The sequence below is a fragment of the Nocardia sp. NPDC055321 genome (genome assembly GCF_053645575.1).
Window position 1 is genome coordinate 15,804 of record NZ_JBSHMS010000036.1, and the last position, 24,239, is coordinate 40,042.

At 68.6% G+C, this 24,239-nt stretch carries 24 protein-coding genes and 1 pseudogene; 10 read left to right on the forward strand and 15 right to left on the reverse strand.

Features of this window, described 5'->3' with window-relative positions:
• Window positions 1-9 precede the first annotated feature (9 nt).
• Genes ACWIGI_RS36885 through ACWIGI_RS36895 form a run of 3 tightly spaced genes read right to left on the reverse strand, consistent with a single transcriptional unit; the run spans window position 10 to window position 2,997 of the window.
• Window positions 10-1,053, reverse strand: coding sequence for an AAA family ATPase (locus ACWIGI_RS36885; protein WP_454208211.1), 1,044 nt, complete (start codon window positions 1,051-1,053; stop codon window positions 10-12).
• A 44-nt stretch (window positions 1,054-1,097) separates the two neighbouring features.
• The gene (locus tag ACWIGI_RS36890; protein ID WP_454208212.1) at window positions 1,098-1,520 is read right to left on the reverse strand and encodes a ribulose bisphosphate carboxylase small subunit; all 423 of its coding nucleotides are present in this window, start codon (window positions 1,518-1,520) and stop codon (window positions 1,098-1,100) included.
• Window positions 1,521-1,542: 22 nt separating this feature from the next.
• Window positions 1,543-2,997 (reverse strand): form I ribulose bisphosphate carboxylase large subunit, encoded by a 1,455-nt coding sequence (locus ACWIGI_RS36895; protein ID WP_454208213.1) that lies wholly within the window; start codon window positions 2,995-2,997, stop codon window positions 1,543-1,545.
• 125 nt (window positions 2,998-3,122) lie between these two features.
• Here ACWIGI_RS36895 and ACWIGI_RS36900 point away from each other — a divergent pair, with 125 nt between their 5' ends.
• The 3 genes from ACWIGI_RS36900 to ACWIGI_RS36910 all read left to right on the forward strand — a co-directional run bounded on the left by ACWIGI_RS36900 (window position 3,123) and on the right by ACWIGI_RS36910 (window position 5,568).
• Window positions 3,123-3,998, forward strand: a complete 876-nt coding sequence (locus ACWIGI_RS36900; protein WP_454208214.1) for a LysR family transcriptional regulator — start codon at window positions 3,123-3,125, stop codon at window positions 3,996-3,998.
• Between the two features lie 77 nt (window positions 3,999-4,075).
• Window positions 4,076-4,924 carry an acyl-CoA thioesterase domain-containing protein gene (locus tag ACWIGI_RS36905; protein WP_454208215.1) on the forward strand — a complete coding sequence of 283 codons (849 nt, stop codon included), beginning with the start codon at window positions 4,076-4,078 and terminating at the stop codon, window positions 4,922-4,924.
• A gap of 107 nt (window positions 4,925-5,031) precedes the next feature.
• Complete coding sequence (locus ACWIGI_RS36910; RefSeq protein WP_454208216.1) at window positions 5,032-5,568, forward strand: hypothetical protein; 537 nt, start codon at window positions 5,032-5,034, stop codon at window positions 5,566-5,568.
• Window positions 5,569-5,577: 9 nt separating this feature from the next.
• Here the strand turns inward: ACWIGI_RS36910 and ACWIGI_RS36915 are convergent, their stop codons facing one another.
• Entirely contained in the window at window positions 5,578-6,000 is a 423-nt protein-coding gene (locus ACWIGI_RS36915) for a VOC family protein (protein WP_454208217.1), read from the reverse strand.
• Window positions 6,001-6,094: 94 nt separating this feature from the next.
• Here ACWIGI_RS36915 and ACWIGI_RS36920 point away from each other — a divergent pair, with 94 nt between their 5' ends.
• Window positions 6,095-7,090, forward strand: coding sequence for a helix-turn-helix transcriptional regulator (locus tag ACWIGI_RS36920; RefSeq protein WP_454208218.1), 996 nt, complete (start codon window positions 6,095-6,097; stop codon window positions 7,088-7,090).
• Window positions 7,091-7,212: 122 nt separating this feature from the next.
• On the opposite strand, the gene ACWIGI_RS36925 is transcribed toward ACWIGI_RS36920, so the two are convergent.
• Window positions 7,213-7,509, reverse strand: coding sequence for a hypothetical protein (locus ACWIGI_RS36925; protein ID WP_454208219.1), 297 nt, complete (start codon window positions 7,507-7,509; stop codon window positions 7,213-7,215).
• Window positions 7,510-7,725: 216 nt separating this feature from the next.
• Between ACWIGI_RS36925 and thrS the strand changes: the two genes are divergently transcribed.
• A complete protein-coding gene (gene thrS / locus ACWIGI_RS36930) occupies window positions 7,726-8,937 on the forward strand; it encodes a threonine--tRNA ligase (protein ID WP_454208220.1) in 1,212 nt (403 codons plus the stop codon).
• Window positions 8,938-9,220: 283 nt separating this feature from the next.
• Here thrS and ACWIGI_RS36935 read toward each other — a convergent pair whose 3' ends face one another.
• The 3 genes from ACWIGI_RS36935 to ACWIGI_RS36945 all read right to left on the reverse strand — a co-directional run bounded on the left by ACWIGI_RS36935 (window position 9,221) and on the right by ACWIGI_RS36945 (window position 12,965).
• Window positions 9,221-9,862 (reverse strand): hypothetical protein, encoded by a 642-nt coding sequence (locus tag ACWIGI_RS36935; RefSeq protein ID WP_454208221.1) that lies wholly within the window; start codon window positions 9,860-9,862, stop codon window positions 9,221-9,223.
• 107 nt (window positions 9,863-9,969) lie between these two features.
• Window positions 9,970-11,484, reverse strand: a complete 1,515-nt coding sequence (locus tag ACWIGI_RS36940) for an alpha/beta hydrolase (protein ID WP_454208222.1) — start codon at window positions 11,482-11,484, stop codon at window positions 9,970-9,972.
• A 209-nt stretch (window positions 11,485-11,693) separates the two neighbouring features.
• Window positions 11,694-12,965: a serine hydrolase domain-containing protein gene (locus tag ACWIGI_RS36945; protein WP_454208223.1), complete on the reverse strand. Its 1,272-nt coding sequence runs from the start codon at window positions 12,963-12,965 to the stop codon at window positions 11,694-11,696.
• Window positions 12,966-13,228: 263 nt separating this feature from the next.
• Between ACWIGI_RS36945 and ACWIGI_RS36950 the strand changes: the two genes are divergently transcribed.
• Window positions 13,229-14,434, forward strand: a complete 1,206-nt coding sequence (locus ACWIGI_RS36950) for a lipase family protein (protein WP_454208224.1) — start codon at window positions 13,229-13,231, stop codon at window positions 14,432-14,434.
• A gap of 19 nt (window positions 14,435-14,453) precedes the next feature.
• Here ACWIGI_RS36950 and ACWIGI_RS36955 read toward each other — a convergent pair.
• Window positions 14,454-15,624: pseudogene (locus tag ACWIGI_RS36955) on the reverse strand (Cmx/CmrA family chloramphenicol efflux MFS transporter).
• Between the two features lie 412 nt (window positions 15,625-16,036).
• Here ACWIGI_RS36955 and ACWIGI_RS36960 point away from each other — a divergent pair.
• Complete coding sequence (locus tag ACWIGI_RS36960; RefSeq protein WP_454208261.1) at window positions 16,037-17,737, forward strand: MFS transporter; 1,701 nt, start codon at window positions 16,037-16,039, stop codon at window positions 17,735-17,737.
• Between the two features lie 148 nt (window positions 17,738-17,885).
• Window positions 17,886-18,239, forward strand: a complete 354-nt coding sequence (locus ACWIGI_RS36965) for a MarR family winged helix-turn-helix transcriptional regulator (RefSeq protein ID WP_454208262.1) — start codon at window positions 17,886-17,888, stop codon at window positions 18,237-18,239.
• A gap of 108 nt (window positions 18,240-18,347) precedes the next feature.
• Here the strand turns inward: ACWIGI_RS36965 and ACWIGI_RS36970 are convergent, their stop codons facing one another.
• Together ACWIGI_RS36970 and ACWIGI_RS36975 are read right to left on the reverse strand one after the other, a co-directional pair.
• Window positions 18,348-18,566 carry a hypothetical protein gene (locus ACWIGI_RS36970; protein ID WP_454208225.1) on the reverse strand — a complete coding sequence of 73 codons (219 nt, stop codon included), beginning with the start codon at window positions 18,564-18,566 and terminating at the stop codon, window positions 18,348-18,350.
• A 100-nt stretch (window positions 18,567-18,666) separates the two neighbouring features.
• Complete coding sequence (locus ACWIGI_RS36975) at window positions 18,667-19,125, reverse strand: VOC family protein (protein ID WP_454208226.1); 459 nt, start codon at window positions 19,123-19,125, stop codon at window positions 18,667-18,669.
• A gap of 184 nt (window positions 19,126-19,309) precedes the next feature.
• Here ACWIGI_RS36975 and ACWIGI_RS36980 point away from each other — a divergent pair, with 184 nt between their 5' ends.
• Window positions 19,310-19,699, forward strand: coding sequence for a hypothetical protein (locus ACWIGI_RS36980; RefSeq protein ID WP_454208227.1), 390 nt, complete (start codon window positions 19,310-19,312; stop codon window positions 19,697-19,699).
• 22 nt (window positions 19,700-19,721) lie between these two features.
• Here the strand turns inward: ACWIGI_RS36980 and ACWIGI_RS36985 are convergent, their stop codons facing one another.
• Entirely contained in the window at window positions 19,722-20,933 is a 1,212-nt protein-coding gene (locus ACWIGI_RS36985) for a pyridoxal phosphate-dependent aminotransferase (RefSeq protein ID WP_454208228.1), read from the reverse strand.
• 92 nt (window positions 20,934-21,025) lie between these two features.
• On the opposite strand from ACWIGI_RS36985, the gene ACWIGI_RS36990 reads away from it, so the two are divergent.
• A complete protein-coding gene (locus ACWIGI_RS36990; protein WP_454208229.1) occupies window positions 21,026-21,604 on the forward strand; it encodes a winged helix-turn-helix transcriptional regulator in 579 nt (192 codons plus the stop codon).
• A gap of 1 nt (window position 21,605) precedes the next feature.
• Here ACWIGI_RS36990 and ACWIGI_RS36995 read toward each other — a convergent pair whose 3' ends face one another.
• The 3 genes from ACWIGI_RS36995 to ACWIGI_RS37005 all read right to left on the reverse strand — a co-directional run bounded on the left by ACWIGI_RS36995 (window position 21,606) and on the right by ACWIGI_RS37005 (window position 24,237).
• On the reverse strand, window positions 21,606-22,034 hold the full coding sequence (locus ACWIGI_RS36995; protein WP_454208263.1) for a CBS domain-containing protein: 429 nt from the start codon (window positions 22,032-22,034) through the stop codon (window positions 21,606-21,608).
• Window positions 22,035-22,125: 91 nt separating this feature from the next.
• Window positions 22,126-23,499, reverse strand: coding sequence for a dihydrolipoyl dehydrogenase family protein (locus tag ACWIGI_RS37000; protein WP_454208230.1), 1,374 nt, complete (start codon window positions 23,497-23,499; stop codon window positions 22,126-22,128).
• 171 nt (window positions 23,500-23,670) lie between these two features.
• Window positions 23,671-24,237: a hypothetical protein gene (locus ACWIGI_RS37005; RefSeq protein WP_454208231.1), complete on the reverse strand. Its 567-nt coding sequence runs from the start codon at window positions 24,235-24,237 to the stop codon at window positions 23,671-23,673.
• Window positions 24,238-24,239: the final 2 nt, after the last annotated feature.

Here is a 24,239-nt window from a genome sequence, read left to right on the forward strand (position 1 = left end):
CTCATTTCCTCACTGGGGGGCGCCCTCCGATACGGAGGTCTCGGTGAACACGCTGCTGCCGTAGACGTCGTTGTCGGTCAGCGTGATCAGATCAGTGCGGCTCAACGGCCGGTGCAGCTCCACCAGGCGTTTGGCCTGGCGCAGGCGGCAACGGTCGATCGCGTTGCGGACGCTGCGGGCGTTGGCGAAGCGAGGACGGGTCATGCGCAGTTCGAGATAGCGCGAGAACGCCTCCACCGCCGCGTCATCGAGGCTGAAGTTCTCCTGCGTCACCATGAGCTGGGCGATGCGCAGCAGTTCGTCGTGGGTGTAGTCGGGGAACTCGATGTGGTGGGCCACCCGCGAGGACAGGCCGGGATTGGCGGAGAAGAAGACCTCCATGCGATCCGGGTAGCCGGCGAAGATCACCACGAGGCTGGTGCGCTCGCTCTCCATCTCCTGCAACAGGATTTCGATGACCTCCTGCCCGTAATCGCGCTCGTTCTCCGGCCGGAACAGGTAGTACGCCTCGTCGATGAACAGCACGCCCCCGGCGGCCTTGGCGAGGGCCTCCTTGGTCTTGGGTGCGGTGTGCCCGATGAACTGGCCGACCAGGTCGTCCCGGGTCACGGTGTGCACCTTGGGTTTACGGATGTACCCCAGCGCGTGCAGCATCTGCGCCATGCGCAGCGCGACCGTGGTCTTGCCCGTGCCGGGACCGCCGGTGAAGCTCATGTGCATGGTCGGGCGGGTGGCCTGCAGGCCGAAGCGCTGGCGGGCGCGGTCGATCAGCAGCAGCGCCGCGATCTCCCGCACCCGGCGCTTGACGTTGGCCAGCCCGATCAGCTCGGCGTCCAGCCTGGTCAGGGTGTCCTCGACGTCCTTGCCCGCCATGTCTGCCGACAGGTCGAGCAGGGCGTCGTCGGCGAGAGGGTGGTCGGCCGCCGTGTCCTCGGGTCGGGGGCCATCGGCGGCCGCGCCGCGCACCGGCGCGGGGCTCGTGGCCCCGGGCCGATGCATCGCGAACCCGTTCGCCGAGGGTCCGGCCGCAGGTTGCCGGGCGCTCGGTGCCACGGGATACTCCTTGCTCACTGGATACCTCTCGCTCGGAAAACGGTTCAGCCGCTGTAGCGTTCGCCGGGCCGGTCGTCCAGCGCGTACGCGTGGAAGCCGTACCGCTGCCGGCGGTCGCTGGCGTCGGTGCGCTCCAGGCGGAAGCCGGGCTCGTGGGCCGGGCGCTGCACCAGGAAGCTCAGCGCGGTGGTCTGCCTGCCGTACGTGGCGTCATAGGCGGTGACGCGAATGTAGTGCCGCGGGAACGTGGCCCGGCAGGCGTTGATCTCGGCGAGTACGCCGTCGGGCTCGTCGAGATCGAACAGCGGCAGCCCCCACATCTCCCAGTACACATTGCGGGGGTGCGGATCGTCGGTGTATTCGATGGAGACCGGCCAATTGTTGAGCAGGGCGTAGCGCACCTGCGCGGCGATCTCGGTGTCGGTGAAGTCGGGCAGGTGTGAAAACGTGCCGTGACGCAGTTGCATTGCGGTTCCTCGTCTTTCGGCGTCAGCGTGAGCTGGTGGGGACGGCGTCGGGCGCGTCGGTGGAGGTGTACTCGAAGGTGACGTCACCCCAGACCTGCAGTGCGGCCTCCAGCGGCTTGCAGTTCTCGGCGGCCCGCCGCAGCGCGTCGGGGCCCTCCTTCAGCAGGTCGCGCCCTTCGTTGCGGAGCTTCACGACCGCTTCCAGCGCAACGCGATTGGCTTCGGCGCCCGCGGCGATGCCCATCGGGTGCCCGATGGTGCCGCCGCCGAACTGCAGCACGACGTCGTCGCCGAACAGGTCCAGCAGCTGGTGCATCTGCCCGGCGTGGATGCCGCCCGAGGCCACCGGCATGACGCCCGGCAGACTGGCCCAGTCCTGGTCGAAGAAGATGCCGTTGCGCGGGTTGGCGGGAACGTGGTTGTCGCGCAACGTGTCGTAGAAGCCCTTGACCGTGTACGGGTCGCCCTCGAGCTTGCCGATGACGGTGCCCGCGTGCACATGATCGACCCCGATGAGCCGGCACCACTTGGCCAGCACCCGGAAGCTCACCCCGTGCGTCTTCTGCCGGGTGAAGGTGGAGTGCCCGGCGCGGTGCAGATGCAGCAGCATCCCGTTGCGCCGCGCCCACTTGGACATGGACTGCATGGCGGTGTAGCCGACCGTCAGATCCATCATGATGATCATGCTGCCGATGGACTTGGCAAACTCCGCGCGTTCGTACATGTCTTCCATGTCGGCGGCGGTGACATTCATGTAATGGCCTTTGAGCTCGCCCGTTTCGGCGGTCGCGCGATTGACGCCCTCCATGGCGAACAGGAAGCGATCACGCCAGCGCATGAACGGCTGCGAGTTGATGTTCTCGTCGTCCTTGGTGAAATCGAGCCCGCCCTTACAGGCTTCGTATACCACGCGGCCGTAGTTGCGCGCGGAAAGACCCAATTTCGGTTTCACCGTCGCGCCGAGCAGCGGCCGGCCGTATTTGTTCAGATACTCGCGCTCCATAACGATTCCGTGCGGAGCGCCCTGAAAGGTCTTGACATACGCCACCGGAATACGCATATCTTCGAGCCGCAGGGCCTGCAGCGGTTTGAATCCGAAGACATTGCCGATCACCGACGAGGTGAGATTGGTGATCGACCCCTCTTCGAAGAGATCCAGATCGTAGGCGACGTAGCCGAAGTACTCCCCCGGCCGGCCCGGCACGTCCTCCACCCGGTAGCACTTGGCCTGGTAGCGGTCGTGCGCGGTGAGCCGGTCGGTCCACACCACGGTCCATGTGGCCGTGGAGGATTCGCCCGCGACGGCCGCGCACGCCTCGATCGGATCGACCCCGGGCTGCGGGGTGACCCGGAAGACCGCGAGGATGTCGGTATCCTTGGGCTGATAATCCGGTGCGTAATAACCCATGGACGCATAGGTGTTCACACCCGGATCCCAGCGGCCGCGCTCACCGTTCTGATCGTCAGTTCCGGCCATCGTTTCCTCCTGCGAACGGTGCTGGGACGCTTCCGTTTCCAAGGATGACGGCCGATTTCCGGACGGACAATGCGATTGTTCCTCGTCTCGCTCAACCATTTGGTGAAGTTTGCTACCGTCTGACGATGGGTACGGTGAGTGCGGTCCGCATGGAAACCTTTCTCGCCGTCGCCCGGCACAGCAGCATCCGGCGGGCCGCCGCGCAGCTGCACATCACCGAGGCGGCCGCCTCGGCGGCGGTGGCGCACATCGAGAAACAGCTCGACGCGAAACTGATCGCGAAATCGGGTCGCGGTATCGCGTTGACCGAGGCCGGGCGGGTGTACGCGGATTATTGCCGCAGCATTCTGGGTTTGATGAAGGAGGCGCACGCCGCGGTGCGCGAGGCCGAGACCGGCCGGCTCCGAATAGGGGTCGTCGCGACCGCCGGCGAGTACGTGCTGCTTCGTCTGCTGGCCTCGTTCCGGAATCGGTATCCCGATATCGAACTCGGCCTCTCGATCCAGCCGCGCGATGTATTGTTTCTCGAATTGAACCACCACGAAACCGATCTCGTGGTCGCCGGTCGCCCGCCGCGCGACGGCACCCTCGTCACCCGTGCCCGCCGCCCGTGTCAGCTGGTGGTGGTGGGCGCGCCCGGCCGCTGGCCCGATGTCACCGAGGCGACCTGGCTACTGCGCGGCGCCGGTTCCGGCACCCGCGACACCACCGTCGCGCTGTTCGACCGGCTGCAGATCCGACCGCCCACCCTCACCCTGGGAACCCATGGCGCCGCGCTCGCCGCCGCGCGGGAGGGCTTGGGTATCACGCTGATTCACACCGACGCCATCGAATCGGACCTGAGTGAGGGCCGTCTGGAAGTGCTCGACATCGAGGGCACGCCGCTGACCCGTCCCTGGCACGCGGTGACCACCCGGACCCCGACCCCCGCCGCGCGCCTTTTCCTGGCGCACATCACCGATCCCGATCGGGTCGGGGACAAGGCATTCCGTGGTGCGTGAACGGAGCCCGCACTTCCGGTATCGGCGAGCCCGATGTTCGGTGAATTGTGAAACATGCTCTAATGCAAGAGATCTTGATGGCGAGAAGGGTTCGGGACGCGGTGGTCGCATTTTTCACTCTGGTCGATGATCACTACGTGGCGACCGAGATGTCCGTCAGTCCGTGGTCGCCGAACCAGCTCGGCGGTACCGCGGTATGCGGACTGCTCGCTCGTGAACTCGAATGGCATTGTCCGGGCGATGATTTCATTCCCGCCCGCTTCACCGTCGATCTGTTCCGCCCGGTCCTGAACGAACCCATCCGCCTGTACAGCGAGGTGGTGCGCGACGGCCGCCGGGTGCGGGTCATCGACGCCGCGATCATCCAGCAGGATCAGGTCCGGGCCCGCGCCACGGTCATGTACGTGGCGGCGGGCGATCAGCCGCCCGGACAGGTGTGGCAGGCGACCCGTCACCTGCCCCAGCCGGACGAGCCGCTGACCGCCCCCGAAGGCTCCCCGCCGCTGTTCAAGTCCGGCGATCTGGCCTGGACCGGCGACTTCGCCTCCGGTCAGAACAGCGAGCGGAAGTCGGCCTGGCACAACCTGCCCGCCCTTGTCGAGGGCGAGCCCATCTCCCCGTTCCAGCGCGCCGCGTTCGTAGGCGACGCGACCAATCTGGTGTGCAACTGGGGCACCGAGGGCGTCGGCTACATCAACAGCGATCTGACCGTCACCCTCGCCCGCCTGCCCGAGGGCCCCGAACTCGGCATCCTCGCCCAGGATCAGGTGGCGGCCGACGGCATCGCGATCGCGACCGCCACCATCTACGACCGGACCGGCCCCCTGGGCACCTGCGTGGTGACCGGCATCTCCAATGCCCGCCGCCAGGTGGACCTGGCCGCTTTCGCCGAGGCCCAGGACTTCCCGAGCCCCAGCCTCCCCTGACCGCCGATCAACCCACCCCCGCGATGGCGTGGGTCACATAATTTGACTTCCATTCTCGGCGGCAATCAACCTTGGTTGCCAGAAGTTGCCTAGCGGAATGTCGGATCATGCGCCTGCCCTCTCTCCTGTTCCGAATCGGCGCCGTCTCGGCGATCTCGCTGGGTATCGCCACGGGCGGTGCCGGTGCCTCCCACGCCGAACCCTTGCCCGCGAATCCCACCTCGTTCCAACTCGGCCACGTCATCGGCGACAATCTGACCTGCCGCATTCACTATCGGCAGTGGGTCGAGACGATTCCGGACCGGCCCGGACAGCTGGTCGCCGTCGTGGAGCCAATCCGCAGCGAGCCTGCCTTCTTCGGTTCCTCGGAGGCTGAATCGTGCGGGCAATGGCTGGATGTGAACTGGAGCTCGAGCGTGCTCGACGGCGTGCAGTTCGAGCCGCGGTTCGGCCGGCAATTCGTCTACCTGCGCGCGGATCGAACCGGGGGTGCGCCGATCACCCTCGACATCGACGCCACGAACATCCCGGCGGGCCACAGCCCCTACATCACCGTCTCGACGACCGCGTGGCCGGTCTACGCTCTGCCGGCCTTCAACGGCCAGTACCCCACGATCGGGGTCTACAACGCCCCGGCGCGCTGACTCACGCGGCTATCCGTTGTACTCGACCGCCACGTCCAGCACCCAGGTGACGCCGAAGCGGTCGCGCAGCATCCCGTAGGCGGGGGCCCAGCCCGAGGGGGCCAGTTGGGCGAGGACGGTGGCGCGTTCGGACAGGCCCTTCCAGTACTCGGTGATCTCCTCGGCGGTCTCGCCTCGAACCGAGACGAACACCGGGTTCACGCCCGCGTCGTACGGGGTGCTCGCCGGGACGTCGTAGGCCATGACGTGGAAACCGTTGCCGGAGAGCACCTGTCCCCACATGATCTGGTCGGCCTCGGCTTCGGCCGTGACCGCGCCCGCGTCCCGGTAGGTGACGGCGGTGAGGTCGCCGCCGAACACCGAGCGATAGAACTCGAGGGCGGCCCGGGCGTCGCCGCGGAAGTTCAGGTGCGTGGTGGTCTTGATGGTCATGGTCGACTCCTCGGTCTCGTAGCGGTTGGTTCTCGACCACTCTCGCGGGAGTAGAGGCCAGGATGTGTCCGCTACTCGAGGCAGTATGAGAAACATGCCGAAGACTTCCGGACGCCTGCTGGCCCTGCTGTCGCTGTTGCAGGCCCGGCGCGACTGGCCGGGCGCGCTGCTGGCCGAGCGGCTCGAGATCAGTCCGCGCACCGTGCGCCGCGACATCGACCGGCTGCGCGAACTCGGCTATCCCATCGCGACGGCGAAGGGGCCCGACGGCGGCTATCGCTTGGAGGCGGGTGCGGAGCTGCCGCCGCTGCTGTTCGACGACGAGCAGGCGGTCGCGGTGGCCGTGGCGCTGCGGACAGCGACCCTGGGCGGCGCGGACATCTCCGAAGCCGCCCTGCGCGCGCTGCAGACCGTCCGGCAGGTGATGCCCGCCCGTCTGCGCGCCCGCGTGGACGCCCTGAGCTTCGTGACCGTCGAACGCCCGGGCGCCGACCCGGCCGCCCAGGTCGGTGCCGACGTCCTGCTCGCCCTCAGCGCGGCCGTGCGCGCCACCGAGGTGCTGCGTTTCGACTACGCATCCGAATCGGCTGCGGCACAACCGGGTACCCCGCCCCGCCGCGTGGAACCCCACCACCTCCTGGTCCGCGGCGGCCGCTGGTACCTGCTGGCCTGGGACCTGGACCGCGCCGACTGGCGCACCTTCCGAGCCGACCGCATAACCCCGCGCGTCCCCACCGGTCCCCGCTTCACCCCACGCGATCTCCCCGGCGCAGACCCGGCCGCCTTCGTGAACGCGAGGTTCCGCGGCTCCCCCGACCCGCTCCCCACCTGGCCCTGCACCGGCGAGGCGATCCTCGACCTCCCCCTGTCCGCCATCACCCCGTTCCTCCACGACGGCACCGCCGAGCCCGTGACCCCCACCCGTACCCGCGTGACCCTGGGCTCCTGGTCCTGGCCCGCCCTGGCCGCGTCCCTCGGCAGGTTCGACACAGCCATCGAGGTCGTCGGCCCACCGCCCCTGCGCGCCGCCTTCGCCACCCTCGCCCACCGCTATGCCGAAGCAGCACAGAAGGATTCGCGCACCCACTGACAATCCGCGATCCTGCGACCGGGGAGCTGACCGGTCCGCGTATGAGCTTCGAGTTCTACTCCGGCTATCTGTGAAGGTGTTCATGACCCGGCGACCGCGACCCGGAATCAGGGCGACTTCGGCTACCGCACGGTCGGGTGCGCTGGCGGCGGATCGGTCGTGACGAACCGCATCGGGCCGTGTCCCCGTGCCTCGAGGTGTTCTGGATCATCGGGCGAGGGATCGGGCGCTGCCTGTTCCGCCTGCACTTCGGTCCGCACCTGAGCCCGCAACGCCCCCGGATCCCACATCTCCTGCAATGGCCCGACCATCCCGCCCCCGAGGCCGCGTCGGCGCGCCCGCGTCACCAGCAGCGCGAACGTTCCGGCGACGACCACGATCGGCGATATCGCCAGCCCGAACGCCACGACGCTGTCCATTCCCCGAATGCTACTGACGGGCGCTCGGTTCCACACGCGGGAAAACCGGTTGTAGGGCGGGCGACCGCGCGGTACGGTCCCTCGCATGCAGCGCGTACTCGTCACCACGACGCCGGAGAACTTCCCGGCGCGCTGATGCATCTCTGATCGAGCCCCGGGCGGATGCCCGGGGCTTTCTCGTGTGGTCGTCCGCCCGCCAACGGAAGGACGACCTTCGTGCACGACCATCGGAAGCTGGGCCGGGAGCTCGGGCTGTTCGACACGGACCCGCTCATCGGGGCGGGACTGCCGTACTGGCTGCCGGACGGCGCGATCGTGCGGCAGAGCCTCGAGGACTACATCCGGGTCGTCGAACGGCGAGCCGGATACCAGCACGTGTACTCACCCGTGCTGGGCAAGCGCGAGCTGTACGAGATATCCGGGCACCTCGAGCACTACGCCGACGACATGTACCCGCCGATGGCGGTCGGCGGCGAGCAGGTGGTGCTGCGCCCGAGCCTGTGCCCGCATCACGCGCTGATGTACCGCTCCCGGTCGCACAGCTATCGCGAATTGCCTTTGCGGATGGCCGAACTCGGCGCGATGTACCGCTCGGAACTGTCGGGCGTGCTCGGCGGGCTGACCCGGGTGCGCTGCATCCATCTCAATGACGCGCACATCTTCTGCACCCTCGACCAGGTCGCCGACGAGGCGACCGCCGCACTGGAGTTGATCGCCGCCGCCTACCGCGACATGGGTATCGTCGACGCGCGCTACCGCCTCTCCCTGCCGGGCCCGGGCGGAAAATACGTTGCGGCGCAGCAGATGTGGCGGCGTGCGAGCGAGATCCTGCGACAGGTGCTCGACCGGGCCGGGGCGCCCTACGACGCGGTCGAGGGCGAGGCCGCGTTCTACGGCCCGAAGATCGACATACAGGTCACCGATCACGCCGGGCGGGAATCGACCCTGTCCACCGTGCAGGTCGACTTCCATCAGCCCGAGCAATTCGACCTGCACTACATCGGCGCGGACGGCGACCGCCACCGGCCGGTCATGGTGCACCGCAGCATCATCGGCAGTGTGGAGCGCGCGGTGGCGCACCTTATCGAGCACCACGGCGGCGCCTTCCCCGCGTGGCTCGCCCCGGTTCAGGTCGCGGTGCTGCCGGTGTCCGCGGCCCAGGAGCCCGCCGCCGCGGCGCTCGGCGACGACTGCCTGCACGCCGACCTGCGGGTGCGGGTGGTGAGCGACGGCAGCCTGGCGGCCCGAGTACGCGAAACCCGGCTCGCGCCCTATCAATTCATCCTCGGTGCGCAGGAGGCCGCCGCCGGCGAGGTGTCGATCCGGCTGCGGGACGGTCGGCGCCTGCCCGCACTGAGTGCCGATGACGCTATCGCCCGTGTCGCCGCGCAGGTCCGGGCACGCGACACTCGCCTGTGGTCCGACTGACACCACACCGGTCACGGTCGTTCCACTCGCGCAGGCCCGGCACACACCAGGTCGCCGAGGCTCGAACCTCCCGTCACCGGGCGGTTCGAGCCGTAATCTGCGGATCGCCTCTGCCTCATAGAGTCGGTGCAACCTCTCGCGCCGGACCGTCAACCGAAGAAGATCAGGACGTTGTTCGCGACCGAGACCCGCGCGCTTTCGAAAAGCGTGAGCCACACCTCGTGCTCGCCGGCGCAAGGATCGTCGTCCGGGCAACCGGCACTTGATCTTCGGGCCCGGCGTCTCAGCCGAAGGTGATCAGGGTGTTGTTCGCGACCGAGACCCGTGCGCTCTCGAACAGCGTGAGCCACACCTCGCGCTCGCGCGCGAAAGGGTCGTCCTCCCCGGTCCGAGCCACGCGATCGGCCACGTCGTCGGTGAGCACGCTGTCCCGGAGCTCGATGCCGAGATATGGCGCGAGGAAAGTCAGCTCGCGCAGCAGCGCCACCGACGAGCCGAGGATGCCGCCGGGCAGCTTGATGTCGGCGGCGTCCGGGGCCAGCACATGGTCGAAATCGATGGGCACGTAGCAGCCCTCGGCATCGGAATGGCAGATCAGATGGCAGTCGAACATGTACAGCAGGTCTTCGACGAGTTCGTCCCGGGCGGGATCGTCACCGTCCGCGACGGGGGTGAGCGGCTCGCCGGGATTGCTGTGCGCGTGCGCGTAGGCCCGGCGCAGGTAGTGCAGGAAGCTGTACGGGAAGCTGTTCATGTGCGAACGCCGGACCGCCGGACCTTCGGTGCCGGGCTCCTCGTGCGCGGCCAGGCCGTTCTCGGCCAGCACCCGGTTGATCGCGACGAGGTCCTCCCGCAGGTCGTCGGCGTACTCGGGATCCGACGTCAGCGTGTACGCGTAGGAATGAACTGAGATAGCTAGGCCCATGGGGCGAGAGCGTACGGCGGCCCGGTGACAGTCGCACCCATGACGTTTCGCCGACCCCGCGCCGGACGCCGGCGGAACCCGCCGTCACCGTCGCGGGTGGCCCGCCGCTACTGCGGGAAATAGCTCGGATCCGCCGCACAGGAGATGTCCTCGGCGGGCAGGGTCCCCTCGGCCAAATAGGTATTGACCGCGTCGGTGACGCACGGGCTCAAGCCCACCCGGAACGCGCCGTGAATCCTGGTATCCGCCAGCGTCACCAGCCGCGAGCCGGTCAAACGACGGTGCAGCGCAACGCCTTCCTCGTACACGGTGCGGGTGTCGTGGGTGGAGGCCAGGATCAGCGCGGGGTGCGCGTTGCCGATTTCGGTGGGCGGCTCGACCGGATCCGGCCAGTACGCGCACGCGGTGATGTTGTTCGCGAACGCCCCGAAGATCGGCTGCGTGGCGCGGGTGCGCTCGATGTTGGCCAGGTACCAGGCGGGATCGCGCGGCGCGGCGCGGTCGCCGCACAGCACCGCGGCCAGGCTCGCGGCCTCGAGCGGCACGGCGGCGGTGACCTTCGCCTTGAGATCGTCGAGATCGATGGGCAGCCCGTTCGCGCCGTCGGAGATCATGCGAACCACCGTGGCCAGCCGCGCGTTCCACTGCGGGTTGGCCAGCAGCGCGAACACCATGAGCGGAACCGTGTGCTCGTCCACCAGGAAGCTGGTGTTGAACACCGGATGCGCCCCGGCACGGCGAATCGTGTCCGCGACGAAGGCCCGCACCTCGGGGGCGGTCGCGCCGAAACGGTATTCGTCGTTGTGCTTGGCGGCCCACGCCGCCCAGTCGTCGAGCGCGTACTCGTTGGCCGGTCCCATGTGCTGGTAGTGCCCGGTCCAGATCATGTCCGGGTCGACGGCGCTGTCCAGGACGACCCGGTCCACCCGGTCCGGGAACATCTGCGTGAACACCGATCCGAGGTAGGTGCCGTAGGACGCGCCGAAGTAGCTGAACTTCTGCTCGCCGAAGGCGCTGCGCACGATGTCCATGTCGCGAGCGGTGTTGCGGGTGGTGATGTTCCGGATCTTGTCCGGATCCGGGGTGACGCACGCGGTGGCCAGGGCGCCGGCCAGCGCGGTGTCACGCGCGTACCCGAACAGGTCGTAGCCCGCGGAGAACAGGATGCTCGGCACCGGCAACGCACAGGAGACCTTGTCCGAGCGCCCGATCCCGCGCGGATCCATCCCGATCAGGTCGTACCGCGCCCGCACCTGCTCCGAGAAGTTCTGCTGGGTGCTCACCATGTACCGCAGGCCCGCCCCGCCCGGGCCACCCGGATTGGACATCAGGATCCCGCGCCGCTGCGCGGGATCGGTCGCGGCGATCCGCGAGACGGCCAGCGTCAGCGTGCGCCCGTCCGGTTCGGTGTAGTCCAGCGGCACAACCACATTCGCGCACTGCGCCCCGGCCGCGTCGAGTTGCGCGTCCTCGCACCCCCGCCAGCGCAGTTCCTGGCCGTAGTACCGTTCCAGCCCCGGTGCATCCTCGGGCCCCGTCGCCCCCGCGGCCGGCGCCGCCACGACCGCTCCCGCGGCCATCAGCGACACACTCAGCACGACTCGAATCCACCCGGCGGGCATCTGTTTCTCCTCACGGTCCTGTTCCGAGTGCGAACCCTACTGTGACCGAGCCCGCCGGACGCCCTGATCTGCCACGAAGCGCCGGGCGACACCCGTCCCGGCTGCGGATTCGTCCACGACTGCCCCGATAAGTCGGGGCAGTGGGGGCCCGCGCGGATGCGGATCGCGAGCAGCGTTGCCGAGGTCGAAGCCCGGTGCGCGGGCGGGCTCTAGCGCGTCGCCGGCGCGGTCGTCGGCGGGTCGCTCGGATCCGACGTGGGACGCGCCGGATCGTGACCGCCGACCGCGTCCGCGCCGTAGAACGTCGGCAGCATGCCCTTGACCAGAACCAGCGCCGCCCCTTCCCCGGCGGGGACCGCGGCCAGATTCGTGGCGACCACGATGGTGCGATCGGCCTTCGGGTCATGGCCCATGAAGGTCATGTATCCCGGAATCTGCCCGTCGTGGCCGAGGAGATGTTCGCCGAAGCGCACGATGCCCAGGCCGTAGCCCGCGACCGCCGGGTTGGCGGGATCCAGCGGTTCGATGCTGTCGATCCGGGTCTGCTGCATGCGCGCGTCGAGCAGATCGCCGTCGGCGAGCGCTTTCACGTACGTGGCCATGTCGCCCACGGTGGCGATGGCCGCGCCCGCGGTCCACGCCCACGACGGGCTCGCGACGGTTTGGTTCGACGGCAGCAGCGTGCCCGCGACGGCGGCGGCCTGCTGGTCCGGCGGCAGCGCGTAGGTGTCGATGGTGGAGACGTTGGTGCCGAAGGCGTACCCCTGCGGATGCGGATCCGGGATAGTGACGTCGTCCGCGGCGGGAAAACTGGTGTGCCGCAGATCGAGTGGTTCGTAGATGCGGGTGCGGAAGGACTCCGCGATGGGCTGCTTCGTCACCTGTTCGATGACCAGCCCGAGCAGGATGGTGTTGGTGTTCGAGTATTCGAAGCGCGCGCCCGGTTCGAAGTTCACCGGGTGCGAGAAGGCGATGTCGAGGAGTTCCTGCGGTGTCCAGACCCGGCGCGGATCGTTGTCCAGCGCGGCGTTGAACGCGGGGTCGAAGGTGTAGCTGTACAGGCCGCTGCGCATGTCGGCCAGCTGCGCGAGGGTGATCCGGTCGCCTCCGGGCACGTCGGGCCGGTACTTCGCGATGGGATCGGTGAGTGCGAGCTTGCCCTCCTGCGCGAGTTGCAGCAGGACGGTGACGGTCATGGTCTTGGTGTTGCTGCCGATTCGGAAGTAGTCGTCGGCGGTGATCGGGTCGTCCGCGCCGATGGTTCCCGTGCCGAAGGTGGCCGCCCAGTCCCCGTCCAACGCCGATCTGATCAGCACCGATGCCCCGGGAATCGCGTTGTCCCGCATCAGTTTCTCGATGATCGGCCGCAGGGTGTCCGCGTAGGCGGGTTCCCCGCCCGAGTCGTCCCCCGTCCCGCACCCCGCCGCGAGCACCAGCCCCGCGGCCAGCAGCAATGCCTCGAAACTCCGCCGGTATCCCATAACGCTCCGTCCGGGTCCGCTGGATACGTGTTGCGTAGCGTCCGCCCAGCCTAACTCCGAACCGACCGGTCTCGACGGTGTTTGACCGGACTTCGGGCCGAGATCGGGCAATCGGCGCCGGGATTCGCGCCCGCTGTTCTAAAGTTCTTTTATAGAAGCTCTTTGATAGGACGGTGGTTCGTTCGTGCACCTTCGAGGCGACTCGGTGGCCGCACACGGCACAAGCACCAAATACCCAGTACGACAAGGACGTTCCCCTCATCATGCGAAAGCTCGCACTGTGCGCGCTGCTGGCCGCGGCATCCCTGACGGGCTCGGTCGCCGTGGTCGCGGCCCAGCCGGTCATCACCGTCCAGCCCCCGCCGCCGGCCGACGACCCGTTCTATCGGTACGACGGCCCGGTCGCGGACATCGCGCCCGGAACCGTGCTGCGCACCCGGCAGGTGACCGCCACCGCCCTGCCCGGCACGGCGACCCAGGTGCTCTACCGCACCACCGACCAACTGCGGCGGCCGTCGGTCACCGCCGCGCTGGTCGTACGCCCGCCCGGCGCCGCCGGCCCGCCCCGGCTGGTCTCGTATCAAGCGGCCTACGACGCGCTCAGCTCGCGATGCAATCCCTCGTACACCACCGCGTTCGGGACGCCCGGCCTCGATCACGCGGTCGTCGCGGCGGCGCTGGCCGCCGGATACACCGTGGTGACGGCGGATTACGAAGGGCCGGGGCTGCACTACGGCGCCGGGCACGAGTCCGGCTACGGCACGCTCGACGGCATCCGGGCGGCCGAGCGGGTCCTGGACGCCGAGCCCGGCGCCGTACCGGTGGCGCTGCTCGGCTTCTCCGGCGGCGGGATAGCCACCCAGTTCGCGGCCGAGCTGGCCGCTCGGTACGCCCCCGAGCTCCGCATCGTCGGCGCGGTGGAGGGCGGGTTACCGGTGAACCTGCTGCGCACCATCGACTACATCGACGGCTCCCCGGTGTGGTCCAAGGTCCTGCCGCTGGTGCTGACCGGCATCAGCCGCGGCTTCGAGGTGGACCTCACGCCCTACCTGTCCCCCGAAGGGATCCGGATCATGGACCGCGCGAGCGAGCTGTGCGCCCTCGAGGCCCAGGATCTGCCGGTCATCGAGATGCGGGCGCTGTTCGCACCCGAATACGCCGACTACCACCGCTTTTCGGCGCTGACCGCGATGACCGGCGCCCTCGTCATGGGAACCACCGGCACGCCACGCTTCCCGATGGCGATCGCCTTCGGCGACAGCGACGGCACGGGCGACGGCGTCGCCATCGCCGAGGATCAGCGCGCCCTGGCCCGGTCCCTGTGCGCGGCCGGGGTCCCGGTGGACCTGCGCGAGTACGCGGGTCTCGATCACGTGGCCGCCGGTCTGGCCGCGCTGGCGGCCGGAATGCCTTACATCGCAAACCGATTCGCGGGCCTACCGCCGGCGAACAACTGCACCGCGTCATGAGTACGGCGGGTTCGTGTGTTCATCGGATCGCCCGCGGTGCCACGACCCGAAGGAACGGCACCGCGATAGCAAGCGCGACGGCGACCAGCACGCCGCTCACCCAGACCGGCCCGAGGACTCCGGCCCCGGTGCCGAGGGTCGCCGCTGCGACGGCGGGCCCGGCCGCGGCGCCGATGTTGAGCGCGGCCGTCGCGTACGACCCGCCCATCGTGGGCGCGCCCTCCGCCGCGTAGAGCACCCGGGCGATCAGGGTGCTGCCCACCGCGAACGACAGCGCGCCCTGCGTGAACACCAGGGTCAGCAGGGCCGCCGGGTGCGCGGCCAGGACCCCCAGCGCGATCCAGCCGAGCAGCAGCAGCGGCCCGCCGACCACGATGGCGAGACCGGGCCGCCGGTCCGAGATCCGTCCCGCGCCGACGACGCCGACGAAGGAGCCGAGACCGAACAGCGTGAGCGCCACGGGAATCCAGAACTCCGGCAATCCGGCCCGGTCCGTCACGATCGGCGCGAGGAAGGTGAACGTGGCGAAGGTCGCGGCGTTGATCAGTGCGCCCAGCAGCATGACAGGCAGCAGACCGGGTCGCTTCAGCTCACCGATCTCTTCCCGGAGTGAAGGGGCGGGTGTGGCACCCGGAACGCCGGTTCCGGCGCGGGCCGGGATACCCCGGGCGATCCCGGCGGCGGCGGGCAGGCAGAGCAGGGCGATCGCCCAGAAGGTCGCCCGATAGCCGAGTACCGCGCCGAGCAGCGCGCCGCCCGGCGCACCCGCGACGGTAGCGATCGTCGTGCCGGAGAGCAGGACCGCCAGCGCACGCCCCTTGCGATCGGCCGCCACGAGCGCCGCCGCGGTACTCAGCGCGACGGCGAGGAACCCGGCATTGGCCAGCGCGGCGATCACTCGGGTCGCCAGCAGCACCGAGAAACTCACGGTGAGCGCACCGATCACGTGTGCGGCCGCGAACAACGACACGAAGGACAACAGGGCCGTGCGCGGGTCGTACCGGCGTGCCAGGGCCGCGGTGAGCGGCGCGCCGACAACCATGCCGATCGCGAAGGCCGAGGTGAGCAGGCCGGCCGAACCGATCGATACGCCGAGGGTCGCCGCGATATCGGGCACCAGGCCCGAGCATGAATTCGGAAGTGCCCATGGCGAATACCGCCACGGCAAGGGTGTAGAGGGACAGGGGCATGAGGGACTCCGAAGTGAGAGAACGACAGGAAGACGTCTCGTCACAGCGGTCAGCGCCCGGGAATGCGAACGATCGCGCTCATGGCAGGGTGCCGGGAGCGCGCGACGGGTGCTCAGTCGCGGAGGGGGCTGACGGCGTGACCGCGAGCCCCCATCTCATTCGCCTCGGGTGTCACCATGGCCCCCCACCCTAACTCGCCGTCTCGGCGTAGGGCGTACCGGTCGTGCTCGACCGACATCGGCGCGGCCACCGGCGGGCGACGCGTGTTTCCCGACCGCGAATTGGTTAGTTAGCAACTAACAACTATATTGGACGAGTTGCTTGTTCTGCTATCTCTTCGGGAGGCGTTGTGGCCGCCACCACCACCGAGCTCGACACCGGTGACGTACGGACGATCCGCCGCCGGCGGCGGATGGACCATGACCATCCGCGATACAAGTGGGTGGCGCTGGCCAACACCACGCTGGGCATGTTGATGGTCACCATCAACTCCTCGATCGTCATCATCTCGCTGCCCGCGATCTTCCGCGGGGTGGACCTGAACCCGCTCTCGCCGGGGAACGTGGGCTACCTGCTCTGGCTGCTCATGGGATTCCTGCTCGTGTCGGCGGTGCTCGTGGTGCTGTTCGGGCGGCTCGGGGACATGTACGGGCGGGTGCGGATCTACAACCTCGGGTTCGTCGTCTTCGCGGTGTCGGCGGTGGCGCTCTCGCTGGTGCCGTTCACCCACGACGCCGGCGCGCTGTGGCTGATCGGCTGGCGCGTGGTGCAGGGCGTCGGCGGGGCCATGCTGATGGCCAACTCCGCGGCGATCCTCACCGACGCGTTCCCGGTGGAGCGCCGGGGATTCGCGCTCGGCATCAATCAGGTTGCGGCGGTGGCCGGTTCGTTCCTCGGACTGGTGATCGGCGGCCTGCTGTCGGAATGGCACTGGAAGGCCGTGTTCTGGGTCAGTGTGCCGTTCGCCATCGTCGGCGCGGTGTGGTCGTACCGCGCGCTGCACGACGTGGGTCAGCGCACGCCCGGAAAACTGGATCTGCCCGGCACCCTCACCTTCGCACTCGGCCTGACCGCGCTGCTGACCGGCATCACCTACGGCATTCAGCCCTACGGGGATTCGAACACCGGCTGGGGCAACCCGTGGGTGATCGGGTCGGTGCTCGGCGGCTTCGCGCTGCTCGCGCTGTTCTGCGTGATCGAGAGCCGCGTCGCCGCGCCCATGTTCCAGCTCTCGCTGTTCCGTTCGCGCGCTTTCGGATTGGGCAACGTGGCCGGTCTGATGGCCTCCATCGGCCGCGGCGGCCTGCAGTTCATGCTCATCATGTGGCTGCAGGGCATCTGGCTGCCGCTGCACGGATTCGACTACGAGGTCACCCCGCTGTGGGCGGGCATCTATATGCTCCCGCTGACCCTGGGATTCCTTGCCGCGGGCCCGGTTTCGGGCTGGCTGTCGGACCGGTACGGCGCGCGCTCGTTCGCCACGCTGGGCATGTCGGTGATGGCGCTGACCTTCGTGCTGCTGGTGGTGATCCCGGTCGACTTCAACTACTGGGTATTCGCGGGCATCATCCTGCTCAACGGCCTGGGTTCGGGCCTGTTCACCTCGCCGAACACCGCGGCGGTCATGAACTCTGTTCCCGCCGACCAGCGCGGTGTCGCCTCGGGTATCCGCGCGACCCTGCTCAACGGCGGTATGGCGCTGTCGATGGGAATCTTCTTCTCCCTCATGGTCGTCGGCCTGTCCTCGCCGCTGCCCGGCGCGCTCGATTCGGGCCTGCAGGCCCAGGGCGTCTCGCCGGAGGTCGCCGCCGAAGCGGCCGGACTGCCCCCGGTCGGCAGCCTGTTCGCGGCCTTCCTCGGGTACAACCCGATCGAGGAGTTGCTCGGCCCGAGCGGCACCCTCGAACATCCCGGCGTCCAGACCGAAGTCCTGACGGGCCAGGAGTTCTTCCCCAACCTGATCTCCGGCCCGTTCCACTCCGGACTGGTGGTCGTGTTCCTCGGCGCGGCACTTATGATGCTGATCGGCGCGGTGGCATCGTGGTTCGCCGGCAACGGGAACGCCCCCGCGGAAGCCGACGAACTCCGCGCGGCCGACCGCGCGGGAATCTGACCACACGATCGAGGAGGCCACGCTGCCCGCGCATCCCGGTATCGCCGACACCGAACTCAGTGCCGCCGACACCGAACAACTCTCCGAGGCCGCCGATCTCTATCACACGATCGGACGACTGCTGCGGCTGCTGCGGCATTCGGGGGATCTGGGTGCGCTCAGTCCCGGCGCGGCGTCGGCGCTGGCCTCCCTCGCCCGGTCCGGGCCCATGCGGCTGAGCGATCTGGCCTCGATCGAACGGGTCAGCGCGCCGACCATGTCGCGGGTGGTGACCAGCCTGGAGAAGTCCGGCTACCTCACCCGCGACGCCGACCCGGAAGACGGTCGCGCGCAACTGCTCTCGGCGACCCCGGCGGCCCACGACCTGGTGACGGGGCTGACCTCGGCGCGCATCCAGCGCTTCGCGGCGGCGATGGATCGCCTCGCGCCCGAGCAGCGGCGGACATTGCTGTCGTCGCTGGGCACGCTCATCGAGGCTTTGGACGAAGACTCCCCCGCCTGATCGCGATGCCGGGTCGCGGACGGTTCCGGCCTCGAATTCCGTTCACGGACGGCGGAAAGCGCCCCACGGACTGCGAAAAGCTCGCGGGAAAACCACGGCGCCGCCGATTCAGAACAGTGTTTCGCCTGAATCCGCAGGCAACGCGGGCAGCCGCTCCGCCATGTGCTCCAGAACATCCGCGTCCAGAATCGCGCCGATCTCGCCCTCCAAAATCTCGGCGCGCGCCTGCAATTCGATGACATCGGGCTGGGTAATGGTCTCGGCCTCGAGTTTCACGTACACGCACGAGAGCGCGGATCGCAGATCTTCGAGTTCACCGGGGCCCACGCGTTCACTCTAGAGCGCCCGCCCGCGACATTCGCCGGCGACACCGGCTCCGGCGGTCCGGTGCGGGCGATGAGCCCGCACCGATCACGTCCGGTCCCGGTCAGGCGTTGTCGTACGCGTCCTGCAGCGTTTTGATATCGAGCTTCGACATGGTTCGCATCGTCGTGTTGACCGCCATGGCACGGGCCGGTTCACCCGACATCAGGGTGAACAGGGCGGTCGGAACCACCTGCCAGCTCAGGCCGTACTTGTCGGTGAGCCAGCCGCAGGGCCCGGGCTCGCCGCCGCCGGAGGTCAGCACGTCCCACAGCCGATCGACCTCCTCCTGGGTCTCCACGATGACCTGGACGGACGCCGAATCGTTCAGCGGGTGACCGGGTCCGCCGTTGAGCAGCGTGATCGAATGCCCGGCCAGCTCCAGGGTCACCACGAACGGGGTCCCGTCCGGTCCGGGGGCGGACGAGGTGATCGCCGAATCCGGGATGGCCGAGACGTAGAAGTCCGCGGCCTCGCCGACGTTGGCGTCGAACCAGAAGAAGGTGTTGACGGTGGTGCTCATGATGGGCTCCTGACGGTGGGTGCGGCCCGGGGTGGGGCCGCTGTCACCTATCGGTCGGAGCCGGATTCACGCTTTCGACCCATCTCGGAAACTTTTCTCGAAATCTTTTTCCGGCACTGTCACCGGGACCCCATAGGGTGGGAGTCGGCCGTGCAGGGAGCGGCCGGCGAAGGTGGGTACTGAAATGTCTTATGACGCCGGGGATCTGTGGGCGATCATTCGCGAGGCGGAGCTGGTCCGGGATTCGCACGAGGCGTATCGACTACGCCTGCGATTCGCCGACGAGCTGCGCAAATTGTGGGCCAACGATTTTTCCGGCAGTGCGGGCCGCGAACTGATGGACGTGCTGGAACAGGCGCTGCGCGCGGTGAACGCGGCCAGTCACCGCACCGGGCCGCCGCCGTTTCGAGGCGTGGCGCGGGGGGCGGACGATCCCACCGCCGACCCGGGACTGCGTGTGCTGCAGTTGAACTCGGCGTCGGGCCGGACCGTGGAGCCCGAACGCGTCTACGGCGCCTGGCGGCTGCGCCGCCGGGAGCGGGTCCGCGAACGCGGGCTCGGGCGCGAGCGGTGAGGGCGCGCGCGTTCGGCCCGTTTCACTGCCGGTAGGTCGCCAGGAAGCGCCCGATGCGTTCGATGAACGCCTCGAGGTCGTCCGCGTGCGGCAGGGTGACGATCCGGAAGTGGTCGGGCTCGGGCCAGTTGAAGCCGGTGCCCTGCACGATGTGGATCTTCTCCTGCAGCAGCAGGTCCAGGACGAACCGCTCGTCGTCGTGAATCGGGTACATCGAGCGGTCGATGCGCGGGAACGCGTACAGCGCGCCCTTGGGCTTGACGCACGAGACGCCGGGAATCGCGTTGAGCGCCTCCCACGCGCGGTCGCGCTGTTCGTGCAGCCGGCCGCCGGGCAGGGTGAGATCGTAGATGCTCTGGTGTCCACCGAGCGCGGCCTGAATCGCTTGCTGGGCAGGGACATTCGCGCACAGGCGCAGGCCCGCGAGCATGGTCAGGCCCTCGAGGTAGTTCTGGGCGTGCTCGGTGGGTCCGGAAACCACCAGCCAGCCCGAGCGGAACCCGGCGGCGCGGTAGGACTTGGACAGGCCCGAGAAGGTGAGCACCAGCAGGTCGGGGGCCAGGGTCGCGGTGCAGGTGTGCTGCAGGCCGTCGTACAGGATCTTGTCGTAGATCTCGTCGGAGAACACCACGAGGTTGTGGCGGCGGGCCACCTCGAGGATCTCGCGCACGACCTCGGGCGAGTACACCGCGCCGGTCGGGTTGTTCGGGTTGATCAGGACCAGGGCGCGGGTGCGGTCGGTGATCTTGGATTCGATGTCGGCCACGTCCGGGTACCAGTCCGAGGACTCGTCGCAGATGTAGTGCACGGCCCGGCCGCCGTTGAGCGCGGTGGCCGCGGTCCAGAGCGGGAAATCCGGTGCGGGAACGAGGACTTCGTCGCCGTTCTCCAGCAGCGCCGTCATGGCCATCATGATCAGTTCGGAGACGCCGTTGCCCAGGTACACGTCCTCGACGTCCACCCCCTCCAGCCCGAGGGTCTGGTAGTACTGCACCACCGCGCGGCGCGCGGACAGCAGGCCCTTGGAGGTGGAGTAGCCGCTGGACACCGGCAGGTTGCGGACCATGTCCTGCAGCAGGTCCGCGGGCGCTTCGAAGCCGAAGGGCAGCGGGTTGCCGGTGTTGAGCTTCACCACGTGATGACCCTCGGCCTCGAGCCGTGCGGCGTGCTCCGCGACCGGTCCACGGATCTCGTATGACACACCCGCGAGCTTGCTCGACTGCTTGACCTGCATGGACGTCCCTTCTCGATGCGCTTGCCACACACCTTACTTGGATTTTCCAAGTTTGCACTTGGAATTTCCAAGCGAGTGGTTACAGTGGAAGCGTGCCACGTCGAAGCTACGACCACTACTGCGCGGTCAGCCGTGCCCTCGAACTCGTGGGCGACCGCTGGAGTCTGCTGGTGGTTCGCGAACTGTGTTCGGGCCCGCGCAGATACAGCGATCTTTTCGCGGATCTGCCGGGAATCAGCACCGATATGCTCGCGGCCCGGCTCAAGGAATTGGAGCGGGATGAGATTCTGGTGCGCCGGCGCGTCGGACCCCGCGCGGGAACCGCGCTGTACGAGCTGACCGAATCGGGGGCGGCATTGCGGCCGGCGCTCGACGCGCTGTCACAGTGGGGTGCGCCGCTACTGGGCGAGCGCCGATCCACCGATGCCGTGCGGGCGCACTGGTTCGCGCTGCCGCTGGGACGGGCCGTGGCCGAACAGGTTCCGCGCGGCAGCGTCACGGTGCACATCGGGGAGACGACGCTGCACTACGTCATCACCGGCACGGGCATCACACATTACGACGGACCGGCCGAGTCGGCCGATCTGGAACTGCGGCTGGATTTCGCGGCCGCTGCCGATGTCGCGACCGGGGCCCGCACGCTCGCCGAGGCGGCGCACGGGCTGCCCTGATTCACCCGTGCAGGTAGCGCACCAGGTGTTCGCGCTCGTTCTCCAGCTCCGATATCTGGTTCTTGACCACGTCGCCGATGCTGACGACCCCGACCATCCGGTCGTCGGCCACGACCGGCAGGTGCCGGATCCGGTGTTCGGTCATGATCGCGTTGAGGGTCTCCACCCGATCATCGGGGGAACAGGTGCGCACGACCGCGGTCATGATCGCCGACACCGGCCGGTCGAGCAGCTCCGCGCCGTCGCGGTGTAGTCGCCGCACGACATCGCGCTCGGACGCGATGCCGGACAGTGCCACGCCGTCCGCGGATACCACCACCGCGCCGACGTTGTGTGTCGCCAGGACCCGGAGCAGTTCGCGCACGGTCGCATCGGGTGCGATCGTGATGACGCCGGGGCCTTTTCGACGCAATATCTCCGAGATTCGCATTATGTCCACCGCCAGTTTCCTCGGACCATCGATGCCTTCTCAGGATCCCGGTTTTACCAGCGCTTGAACATCAACGATTACGAATCGATGCCTAACTCGTCGGGAGTGCATCGAGTGCGGCTTCGATGGCGCGGTGGAATGTCGGATATGCGTAAATCATGGAGCGCAGGGTGGCGGTCGGCACCTCGGCGTGCACGGCGAGGGTGAGTGCCCCGAGCACTTCGCCGCCGGTGGGGCCCATGGAGGTCGCGCCGACGAGGACGCCGCGATCGGCGTCCTCCACGAGTTTGATGAAACCCTCGTTGCCCACCTTGTGAATCCAGCCGCGGGTGCTCGCGGGTATGTCGTATTTCCCGACGCGGACGGTCAACCCCGCCGCTCGCGCCTGTTCTTCGGTCATGCCGACCGATCCCACCTCCGGGTCGGTGAACGTCACCCGGGGCACGGCTCGATATTGCGCGGTTTCGCCGGATTCGCCCAGGATGTCGGCGGCCGCGATCCGCGCCTGGTACATCGACATATGTGTAAAGGCCCCATGCCCGGCGACGTCGCCGATAACCCAGAGTCCGTCGGCCGCCCGCATCCGCTCGTCGACCTCGATCGATTTGGCGTGCTCGTCCAACCCGAGCACGCCGATTCCCAGCGCCCCGAAGTCGGTTCGCCGGCCGGTCGCCACCAGCAGTCGTTCGCCCCGCACCGGTTCGCCCTCGCTCATCTCGACGGTGAACTCGCGCCCGTCGTACGCGACCGCCGCGGCGTGCGCACCGCTGCGCACGGTGATGCCTTCGGCCGCGAAGACCTCGGCCAGCAGGTCGCCGGCCTCCGGTTCGTCCTGCGGCACAAGTCGTTTGGGCACGACGATGGTCACCCGGACCCCGAACCGAGCGAACAGCTGCGCGAATTCGGCGCCGACCGGACCGCCACCCAGCACGATCAGCGACGTCGGAAGTTCGGTGACCCGCACCGCCTCGCGATTGGTCCAGTACGGGGTCTCCGCCAGACCCGGCAGCGGCGGCACCGCGGGCGCGGTGCCCGGGTTCAACACGATCGCACGGGCCCGGAACACCCTGTCCCCCTGCTCGGTATCGACGGTCACCTCACCCGGCGCGGAGATACGCCCCCACCCCCGCACGAACGTCCCACCAGCCTTCTCGAACCGCTCCACCGCCGCCGAGTCGTCCCAGTCGTCGGTAGCCTCGTCCCGGATCCGTGCCGCCACCGGCCCCCAGTCCGCCGTGACCACCGCTCGCCCCGCCAGCCGGTTGACCCGCTCGGCCTCGGCCAGCGCGTCCGCCGCCCGCACCATGATCTTCGTCGGCACACAGGCGAAATACGGACACTCCCCACCCACAAGCCGCCCCTCGACCCCCACGACGTTCAACCCGCCCCGGGCCAGCCGCGCGGCGACGTCCTCCCCACCCGGCCCCATCCCCACGACCACCGCGTCCACAAGCTCCGCCGCCATCCCGCCACTCCCTCTCCACAATCCGTTTCGGTCCCCCACCAGCATCACCCCCTCGCCCTCCCCGCGCACCGATCGCCCCCGGCACGCCGCCCCACCGATCTCGCCCCGCACACCCCGCCACGTCGCATCCTGTGCCTGAGGCTGGTCCGCTCGACCCTCGGCCTCGGCAGCTCAACCACAGGTGAGCAGTGTTTCCATAGCTTGCAGCAGTTCCGATGGGCCGAAGATCCGAAGGCCGCCGGAGGAGAAGTCGTCGCGGGGATGCAGTACGTAATGCTCGGCCCGAGAGACGAACCCGCCCCATGGCTCTGGCGTGTGTACTCGCTCGAGCACGCTGTCGCACCGCAGGCATTCGAGCCAGGGCACGACGACCTTGTCGCTGAGACCCGGGTCGGAGATGCCGGCTTCGGTGACGGTGATGGGCTCGGCCCACGCATCGGCCACCGTGCGCACCGACGGCAGGGGCCCGGCATCGGGAATGAGGGCCGCTATGTCGTCGTGCCGAGCGTGTCGTTCACCCCAGTACTCGGCCAGCACCTCGATCTCGACGCGAGCGCGGTCACCAACCGGAACCCGTTGTTCCAGCAGCCGCCGCGTGAGCATCCACAGCCCCGCCTCCTGCTCCCCGATAACACGACACTCGAGGAAGTCCGCGGCGTCGCCGGGCGAGGGCAGCAGCGCCGCCAAGCGTTCCCAGAGCGCGTCTTCGTATCGGTCGTATCGGTCGTCCCCCGCCATGC

Excerpts from the sequence above, each read along its gene's own strand:
- ACWIGI_RS36950 (WP_454208224.1), top strand. The coding sequence starts at position 13,229 with ATGCGAAAGCTCGCACTGTGCGCGCTGCTGGCCGCGGCATCCCTGACG.
- ACWIGI_RS36945 (WP_454208223.1), bottom strand. The coding sequence starts at position 12,965 with ATGGGATACCGGCGGAGTTTCGAGGCATTGCTGCTGGCCGCGGGGCTG.
- ACWIGI_RS36980 (WP_454208227.1), top strand. The coding sequence starts at position 19,310 with ATGTCTTATGACGCCGGGGATCTGTGGGCGATCATTCGCGAGGCGGAG.
- ACWIGI_RS36975 (WP_454208226.1), bottom strand. The coding sequence starts at position 19,125 with ATGAGCACCACCGTCAACACCTTCTTCTGGTTCGACGCCAACGTCGGC.
- ACWIGI_RS37005 (WP_454208231.1), bottom strand. The coding sequence starts at position 24,237 with ATGGCGGGGGACGACCGATACGACCGATACGAAGACGCGCTCTGGGAA.
- ACWIGI_RS36920 (WP_454208218.1), top strand. The coding sequence starts at position 6,095 with ATGCCGAAGACTTCCGGACGCCTGCTGGCCCTGCTGTCGCTGTTGCAG.
- ACWIGI_RS37000 (WP_454208230.1), bottom strand. The coding sequence starts at position 23,499 with ATGGCGGCGGAGCTTGTGGACGCGGTGGTCGTGGGGATGGGGCCGGGT.
- ACWIGI_RS36935 (WP_454208221.1), bottom strand. The coding sequence starts at position 9,862 with ATGGGCCTAGCTATCTCAGTTCATTCCTACGCGTACACGCTGACGTCG.
- ACWIGI_RS36895 (WP_454208213.1), bottom strand. The coding sequence starts at position 2,997 with ATGGCCGGAACTGACGATCAGAACGGTGAGCGCGGCCGCTGGGATCCG.
- ACWIGI_RS36925 (WP_454208219.1), bottom strand. The coding sequence starts at position 7,509 with ATGGACAGCGTCGTGGCGTTCGGGCTGGCGATATCGCCGATCGTGGTC.
- ACWIGI_RS36985 (WP_454208228.1), bottom strand. The coding sequence starts at position 20,933 with ATGCAGGTCAAGCAGTCGAGCAAGCTCGCGGGTGTGTCATACGAGATC.
- ACWIGI_RS36940 (WP_454208222.1), bottom strand. The coding sequence starts at position 11,484 with ATGCCCGCCGGGTGGATTCGAGTCGTGCTGAGTGTGTCGCTGATGGCC.
- ACWIGI_RS36910 (WP_454208216.1), top strand. The coding sequence starts at position 5,032 with ATGCGCCTGCCCTCTCTCCTGTTCCGAATCGGCGCCGTCTCGGCGATC.
- ACWIGI_RS36900 (WP_454208214.1), top strand. The coding sequence starts at position 3,123 with ATGGGTACGGTGAGTGCGGTCCGCATGGAAACCTTTCTCGCCGTCGCC.
- ACWIGI_RS36915 (WP_454208217.1), bottom strand. The coding sequence starts at position 6,000 with ATGACCATCAAGACCACCACGCACCTGAACTTCCGCGGCGACGCCCGG.
- ACWIGI_RS36890 (WP_454208212.1), bottom strand. The coding sequence starts at position 1,520 with ATGCAACTGCGTCACGGCACGTTTTCACACCTGCCCGACTTCACCGAC.
- ACWIGI_RS36960 (WP_454208261.1), top strand. The coding sequence starts at position 16,037 with ATGGACCATGACCATCCGCGATACAAGTGGGTGGCGCTGGCCAACACC.
- ACWIGI_RS36995 (WP_454208263.1), bottom strand. The coding sequence starts at position 22,034 with ATGCGAATCTCGGAGATATTGCGTCGAAAAGGCCCCGGCGTCATCACG.
- ACWIGI_RS36905 (WP_454208215.1), top strand. The coding sequence starts at position 4,076 with ATGGCGAGAAGGGTTCGGGACGCGGTGGTCGCATTTTTCACTCTGGTC.